5 protein-coding genes and 1 pseudogene are annotated in these 7,272 nt (G+C 74.1%); 3 read left to right on the top strand and 3 right to left on the bottom strand.

Annotation, left to right across the window (positions count from 1 at the left end):
• Nucleotides 1-348: 348 nt before the first annotated feature.
• The 3 genes and pseudogenes from C2142_RS35070 to C2142_RS35060 all read right to left on the bottom strand — a co-directional run.
• Nucleotides 349-2,151, bottom strand: coding sequence for a cellulose synthase catalytic subunit (locus C2142_RS35070; protein ID WP_174315809.1), 1,803 nt, complete (start codon nt 2,149-2,151; stop codon nt 349-351).
• A gap of 157 nt (nt 2,152-2,308) precedes the next feature.
• Nucleotides 2,309-2,851, bottom strand: a complete 543-nt coding sequence (locus tag C2142_RS35065) for a GNAT family N-acetyltransferase (RefSeq protein WP_148647215.1) — start codon at nt 2,849-2,851, stop codon at nt 2,309-2,311.
• A 340-nt stretch (nt 2,852-3,191) separates the two neighbouring features.
• A pseudogene (locus C2142_RS35060) lies at nt 3,192-3,446 on the bottom strand (hypothetical protein); the annotation flags it as partial.
• A 210-nt stretch (nt 3,447-3,656) separates the two neighbouring features.
• Between C2142_RS35060 and C2142_RS35055 the strand changes: the two are divergent.
• The 3 genes from C2142_RS35055 to C2142_RS35045 all read left to right on the top strand — a co-directional run bounded on the left by C2142_RS35055 (nt 3,657) and on the right by C2142_RS35045 (nt 6,899).
• The gene (locus tag C2142_RS35055; RefSeq protein WP_148646885.1) at nt 3,657-4,013 is read left to right on the top strand and encodes a helix-turn-helix domain-containing protein; all 357 of its coding nucleotides are present in this window, start codon (nt 3,657-3,659) and stop codon (nt 4,011-4,013) included.
• A 196-nt stretch (nt 4,014-4,209) separates the two neighbouring features.
• Nucleotides 4,210-5,547, top strand: a complete 1,338-nt coding sequence (locus C2142_RS35050; protein WP_241002970.1) for a Mur ligase family protein — start codon at nt 4,210-4,212, stop codon at nt 5,545-5,547.
• Between the two features lie 434 nt (nt 5,548-5,981).
• Nucleotides 5,982-6,899, top strand: a complete 918-nt coding sequence (locus C2142_RS35045) for a lysozyme (protein ID WP_148646883.1) — start codon at nt 5,982-5,984, stop codon at nt 6,897-6,899.
• Nucleotides 6,900-7,272: the final 373 nt, after the last annotated feature.

Genomic DNA, 7,272 nt, shown 5'->3' with positions numbered 1-7,272 from the left:
CCTCGGCGGCGTCCTCGGCCGTTCGCCCGGCCGGCGCGTCGGCTTGCCGCGGCGCCAACCCGGCGCCGGGGGCGGGACGGTGGGATGGGTCGACCAGGGTGTCGGGTGTTCCCGGACCGGTCGCGGGATCGGCTCGGACGGCGCTCGACGGTTCAACGGGCGGGCGTCCGGCACTCGGTGGTTCGGCCGTGGGCACGGCGGTGCTCCTTGCATGACTGGCAGCGGTGTTCGGGGCCGCCGGGCCGATGGGGCGGCCGGGCGGCGGGTCCGCGCCGGTGGGGCGACGCGCAAGGGGTGCGGGAAGGTGCTCGGGGGGAGCGGCGGACCGACGAATAGGCTGACGAATCGTCAGAAGATGAGCGGGTCGGCCCAGCCGGAGGCCAGCAGGCCGCAGAGCAGCAGCACGGCGGTGAGGGCGACGGCCTCGGCCCGGCCGAAGCCGAGGTCGGAGGTGCGTCGGCGGGGCGGGGCGACCTCGGCGACGGCGGCACCGTTGCCGCCGCGCAGGAGGGGCAGGAGGGCCCGGACGAGCGGGACCGTCGTGTAGGCGGTGAGCCCGAGCAGTGCGGCGAGGGCCCAATAGGGCTGCCAGCCGTACAGGGTGACGGCCCGGGCAAGGCCGGCGACGCCGGCGAGGACGACGAGGCCGAGCCAGCCGACGCCGATCCGGGCGACTGTGCGGGCCAGCGAACTGCCGCCGGAGACGGCACCGGTGGGCACCCAGTCGGCGCTGCGTCGGCGCAGCGCGTGCGCGATGGCGACCACGTGGCAGAGCCCGCCCAGGAGTTGGACCCGGGTGACCTCGAAGCGCCACCGGGTGCGGGACATCGCGGGCAGCAGGACGAGCGCGACCCAGATCGGCGGCAGGAAGGGCAGGACCTGCCAGGGCTGGATCTCCTCGGGGCGGAAGAACAGCATGATCAGCGCCGGCAGCGGGACGGCGAAGACGTTCACCGCGCTGGTGAGGTAGCCGAGGATGCCGTTCCAGAAGCAGAGCCGGGCCGAGCGGGGGAGCGGCCCGCTGCGGAAGCCGGGGTCGCCGACCAGGGCGAGGGAGCCGAGGCACCAGCGATACTGCTGACTGATGAAGGCGGGCAGGCCGGTCGGCGACATGCCCTTGGCGACCAGCGCGGGCACGTACCGGGTGGTCCAGCCGGCGCGGGCGAGCGAGAGGCCGGTGTAGAGGTCCTCGCTGTGGTCGATCTCGGCGAAGCCGCCGACCCTCTTCAGTGCGGCGCGCCGGTAGAGTGCGTTGGTGCCGCAGCAGACGGTGCCGTCCTGGGCGTCCCGGGAGGGCTGGATCCAGCGGTAGAAGATCTCCTGGGTGGCCCCGGCGGCCCGCTCCAGCCACGACATGCCGGGGTCGGTGTCGAAGCACTGCGGGCTCTGGACGATGCCGACCTCGGGGTTGTCGAGGTAGGGCACCAGGTGGTGGAGGAAGTCGGGGCGCGGGCAGAAGTCGGCATCGAGGACGGCGACGATCTCACCGGTCCCCTCGGCCAGGCCGTGGTTGAGGTTGCCGGCCTTCTTGAAGCGGCCGCGGTCGGGCCGGGCCCGGTACTCGAAGCCGTGGGACTCGGCGAGTTCGCGCACCTCGGGGCGGGCGGCGTCGTCGAGGACCAGGACGGTCAGCTCCCCGGGCCAGCGGACGGCCGCGGTGTGGCGGTAGGCGTTGGCGAGGACGTCGAGCGGCTCACCGGCGGTGGGCAGCAGCAGGTCGACGCCCGGGTGGCGGGCCGGCCGCCAGGCGCGCAGCAGCAGGTCGTGCGAGTCGCGGGTGTAGCGGCGGGCGCGCTGGCCGTCGGCGAGGGAGAGCAGCCAGGTGGCGGCGTTGAGCAGGGTCAGGGCCAGGAAGGGCCAGAGCAGTGGCCGGCTGAGCGCGAAGAGGCCGAGCGTGGCGGTGGCGCCGGCGTAGGAGAGGGTGGCGCAGAGCAGCACCCAACGGCGCTGCGGGCCGAAGTACCAGTAGAGCTCCTCGTCGTCGGGCGGGGCGGGCAGGCGCTGGGCACCGGCCACGACCGGGCCGCGCGCGGTGTCCGGGCGGTGCGTGGCGGCCGGACGCAGTGCGGCGGCGCCGGTCGTGGGCAGGGCGAGGTCGCCTGCGGGCCGGGCGGCGCCGGTCGCGGGCGGGGTCGTGTCGGTTGCGGACATGGCGGTGCCATGGAGTGCGGGCATGCGGAGATGGCCCCCCTGGGCTGGACGGAACGTGGCCGTTCGTCCGCCAGCCTCTCACATTGGCCTAGACCAATCATGAACGAGGTATGACATCTCCGCATTGCCGCAGGTCAACCTTGACGGATCCTCAGGCCTACCGCCCGGCAAGCTTCTTCACCAGCTTCTCGAACCGCAGGTCGGGGCGGAGCGGGATGCCGAAGCGCTCGTCGCCGTACGGGAACGGGGAGTAGATCCCGGTGCGGGAGAAGCCCCGGCGCTCGTACCAGGCGATCAGGTCGGCGCGCTGCTCGATCACCGTCATCTCCAGCTCGACGGCGCCCCACTCCTCCCCCGCGAACCGCTCGGCCTCCTCCAGCACCGCCCGGCCGACGCCGCCGCCCTGCCGGCCGGGGCGGACCGAGAACATCCCGAAGTAGGCGTGCTCACCCCGGCGCTCCAGCTGGCAGCAGGCGAGCAGCTCACCGCCGCGCTCGACGAGCAGGACCACACCGTCGGTGTGCGTCACGGCGGCGGTCACGCCTTCGACGTCGGTGCGCTGCCCTTCGAGCAGGTCCGCCTCGGTGGTCCAGCCGGCCCGGCTGGCCTCGCCGCGGTAGGCGGACTCGACCAGCTCGACCAGGGCCGGCACGTCGGCCTCGGTCGCGGGGCGGAAGACGAGGCCGCCGGCCTCGGGCAGGGCGGTCGCGGGCTGCGTCACGTCTCGGGTGGTCTCGGGCACGGGGGTCCTCTTCTCTCCGGTGGGGCGGCGGCGGGCTCACGGCCAGGCCTCTGGCATCGTGCCACAGCCCCCCGGACGCCGGCCGGGCCGGGCGGCGCAGGACCGCCGGAGCCCGGGCCGCCGCCCGGCCGGGGTCGCAGCGGCGCAGGTCACAGCACAGCCCGGGTCACAGCACGGCCCGGATCGCGGCCCGGGCCGCGGTCGCGGTTCAGCGGATGGCGAGCGCCTCCTCGTCCGCCGGGGCGGGCGTCGGCCCCGCCCCGGCGGACGGCCTGCCCAGGGCGAGGGCGACCAGCAGGCCGAGCAGGTCGGAGGCCCGGCCGCCGAGGAGCAGGAACCCGCCGGCGAAGACGACGTAGGCGCTGACCACCAACTGCTGGGTCTGGCCGGGGAATCCGAGATCGGAGCCGATCCCGGGCAGGGCGACGAAGACGATGTTGAGGTCCAGCGCGTAGATCAGCTGCGCCAGGGACAGTAACGCCAGGGCCCAGCCCGGGTGGCGGGCACCACCGGGAGCCGGGGTGCGGCCCGCGATTGCGGACGAAGCGGACATGGGAGTAGCCCCTTTCTCGGGTCCGGTCGCGGGAGAACCCCGGACCGGGGATCACGGACGGAACACCCGCCCGCAGTACGACTGTTCGTATATTTGCGTACAGTCGGACCGTTCGGCAAGGCATCCGGCGCACGGGACAACAGGAGGAGGGCCGAACGGACCCGCACACGGGACCGGGCCACAGTTGGACTGTCGCGCTACCGTGGGACCATGAGCTACCGCCACCCGGACCCCGAGCAAATCCGCATCGAGAACGTCCTCTCCGCCCTGGGCAGCCCGGTACGGCTGGCCGTCGTGCGGGTGCTCGACGCGGGGGGCGAGCACAACTGCGGCAGCGTCCTCGGCATCCTGGGCGTGACCTCGAAGTCGACCATGACCCACCACTGGCGGGTCCTGCGCGACAGCGGCGTCATCTGGCAGCAGCCCTCCGGGCGGGAGAACCTGCTGCGGCTGCGCCGGGCGGACCTCGACGCCCGCTACCCCGGCCTGCTCGACGCCATCCTCACCGGCGCGCTCGACGACGAGACCGCCGAGGCCGACCGCGAACGGCTCCGCACCGGCAGCTGAACCCACGGCGAGGAAGCCCCGAACACGCCCGAAAGCAACCGCACTCCCTTGCAAGTCCGCATCATTGAGTGGTCGTCAGACGCGTCCGGCGGCCCGCGCAGCGGCGCCGTCCGCGGCCCTGGAGATGAAGTTTCCCGTCACGGCCTCCCGCCGGGCGGCGGACGGGCATCATCGTGGGGTGGACTACCAGGACTGCGTGACCATCCTCGAAAAGGTGCACGAGAACCCGTCCGGACTGCCGCGGCGGGTACGACAGGCCAACGTGGCAAGACTGCTGGCGGCGCTCGGCCGTCCCGAGCGCGGACTGCGCGGGATGCTGGTGGTGGGCACGAACGGCAAGGGATCGACCTGCGCGTTCGCGGTGTCGGCGGTGGCCGCCACCGGCGCCCGGGTGGGCAGCATGCCCAGCCCGCACCTCCAGGAACCGAGGGAGCGGATCCGGATCGACGGCGCCCCCGTCACGCGCGCCGAGTACGCCGCGGCGTTCACCGAGGTGTGGGAGGCCGTCGAGCGGGACCACCTGCCCGTCCTCGCCCAGGGCCTCCACGCGACCACCGCCGCCGTGCACTTCCGACAGAGCGGCACGTCCCTGGCCGTCGCCGAGGCGAGCATCGGCGGGAGCCGGGCCGCGGCCAGGGAGCTCGACCTGGACGTGAAGGTCGTCACCGGCATCGGCCTCGACCACGTCCGGCTGCTCGGGGGCTCCCTGGCCCACGTCGCCCGGGCCAAGGTCGAGGCCGCGCAGGACGGGGACCACGTCGTCCTGGGGCGGCTCGACCCCGAGGCGGCCTCCGTCGCGGCGCAGGTCCTCAAGGAGCGGAGCGGGCTCTCCGTGTGGCGCATGGACCACGAGATCCGCTACACCGCCCGCACCGTCGGCGGCGCCGGCGACCGCGGCCCGACGACGCTGGTCGACGTCACCACCCCCCGGGGCGTGCACCGCGACCTCCCCTGCCCGCTGGCCGGGGCGCACCAGCACCACAACCTCGCGGTCGCCATCGCCGCGGTGGACGCGATGGCCGAGCGCGGCCACATCCGCGAGCCGGAGGGCGGACGGCTCCGCGCCGGGCTGGCCGCCACCAGCTGGCCCGGCCGTCTCGAACTCGTCCCCGAGGCCCGGTTGGGCGACTGGACGGGCCGTGTCCTTCTCGACGGCGCCACCAACCCGCAGGGCGTCACCACCGTCGCACCGGAGATCCTGCGCCACACCCTCACCACCGAACGCCCGGGCCGGCCACCCGTGCTGGTCTTCTCCGCGTTCAAGGAGAAGAACGTCTCCGGCATGCTCGCCCCGCTCCCCGCCCAGTGGCCCCTGGTCCTCACCCGTACCAACTCGCACGAGACCGCCGACCCCGCCGACCTGCGGAGCCGTCTCGCCTCCGCCGGCCGGGGCCCCTGTGTGACGGCCGAGGACACCCCCGCAGCGCTGCACCGGGCGGGCGACCTCGCCGGGCCCGGCGGGCTGATCGTCGTCATCGGTTCGCACCGTCTCGTCGGCGAGGCCCGCACCGCACTCGGCCTGCCGCCCGTCTGACGGAGCGGACGGGGGCGCGGGGCCGCGACCGGGCGAGGACCGGCGGGGAAAGGGCGAAGACCGGGCGAGGACCGGCGGGGAGGGCCGACCCCGCCGGCGTCCGGACGGTGAACATCTCCCCACCCCTGAAAGGCGTGCCCGGGTACGCCCCCCACCGCCCCCGTCCCCCGACGTCCGCAGACTCCGCCGCGGCTCCGGCGCGCGCCCTCCACCGACGCCGCCTCCTCCCAGGCCGGCCGAGTGCGCCGACCGGCGACGGGCCGCCCGACGATCAACCGGACGGTGTGGCCTCACATGTGACGACTGTTCAGAGTGTGGTTCACGAGACCTGTCACTCTGGCGGGTACACGGCTACTGTGCTCCGGGCCGGGCGCACACGGCGTACCGGCCGCACCGCGTCCACAGGTCGTCAGGACCGGACCAGAGGAGTGTTCATGCCCAGCACTTCCCGCTCCGCCCGCCCCACCGGTATCACCGGCACCACCGACAGTGCCGGGACACCGAAGTCCCGCCGGCTGCCCGTCCTCGCCGCACTCGCCGCGGCGGCCGCGCTCGTCACGGGCGCCACCGCACCCGCGTACGCGGCCGACCCCGCCCCCGGGCAGTCCGCGGAGCAGGCGGACTCCCAGCGCCCCGTCCTCCACCCGGAGCGCGACTTCGCCGGCTCCACCGTCGCGGCGCACGAGGGAAGAGAGAGCACCGCGGGCGTCCTCGCCCTCGCCGCCACCCAGACCCCCGGGCTGGACGTCGCCAGCTACCAGGGCAACGTCAACTGGGCCTCGGTGGCCGGCAACGGCGCCCGCTTCGCCTACGTCAAGGCCACCGAGGGCACCGGCTACACCAACCCGTACTTCGCCCAGCAGTACAACGGCTCCTACAACGCCGGCCTGATCCGCGGCGCCTACCACTTCGCCCTGCCGGACCGCTCCTCCGGCGCCACCCAGGCCACCTACTTCGTCAACCACGGCGGCGGCTGGTCCCGTGACGGCAAGACCCTGCCGCCCGCCCTCGACATCGAGTACAACCCCTACGGCGCCACCTGCTTCGGCCTCAGCCAGAGCGCGATGGTCAGCTGGATCCGCTCCTTCAGCGACACCGTGCACTCCCGCACCGGCCGCTACCCGACCATCTACACCACCACCAACTGGTGGAGCACCTGCACCGGCAACAACGGCGGCTTCGGCGCCACCAACCCGCTCTGGATCGCCCGTTACTCCTCGTCGGTCGGCACCCTCCCGAACGGCTGGGGCTACCAGACCTTCTGGCAGTACGCCGACTCCGGCACGTTCCCCGGCGACCAGAACCTCTTCAACGGCGCCTACGACCGCCTCCAGGCCCTCGCCAACGGCTGAGGCCGCACCACCGGTCCGGGTGAGAGAAGAAACGTTCACTCTCGCCCGGACCGGGGATCCCGCCCGCCGGCCGGGCGTAGCGCACCGACGTCCAACTGCGTCCCTGCCGCGCTCGGACGGACGGGGCGGGCCCGCCCCGGCGTGGTGCACCCGCGGGGTGCCCCGCGCCGGGCGTGGGGCACCCCTCAGGCGGCCGTCAGATCCAGACCTGCTGGAGCCAGGCGCCGGTCGGCGCGGCCGACAGGGTGGTGGTGTAGTCGAAGGTGTTCTTCGAGGTGGGCACGTTCGGCTGGGCGCAGACGATCGGCCCGCTCTTGTACGACGTGCCCAGCTTGATGAACCAGGCGGAGCAGATCGGGCCGCGCGTCGTAGG

This window comes from Streptomyces sp. CB01881 (assembly GCF_002953255.1).
Lineage (GTDB): Bacteria > Actinomycetota > Actinomycetes > Streptomycetales > Streptomycetaceae > Kitasatospora.
This window is presented reverse-complemented; position numbering and strand designations above follow the sequence as displayed.

Excerpts from the sequence above, each read along its gene's own strand:
- C2142_RS35070 (WP_174315809.1), bottom strand. The coding sequence starts at position 2,151 with ATGTCCGCAACCGACACGACCCCGCCCGCGACCGGCGCCGCCCGGCCC.
- C2142_RS35055 (WP_148646885.1), top strand. The coding sequence starts at position 3,657 with ATGAGCTACCGCCACCCGGACCCCGAGCAAATCCGCATCGAGAACGTC.
- C2142_RS35045 (WP_148646883.1), top strand. The coding sequence starts at position 5,982 with ATGCCCAGCACTTCCCGCTCCGCCCGCCCCACCGGTATCACCGGCACC.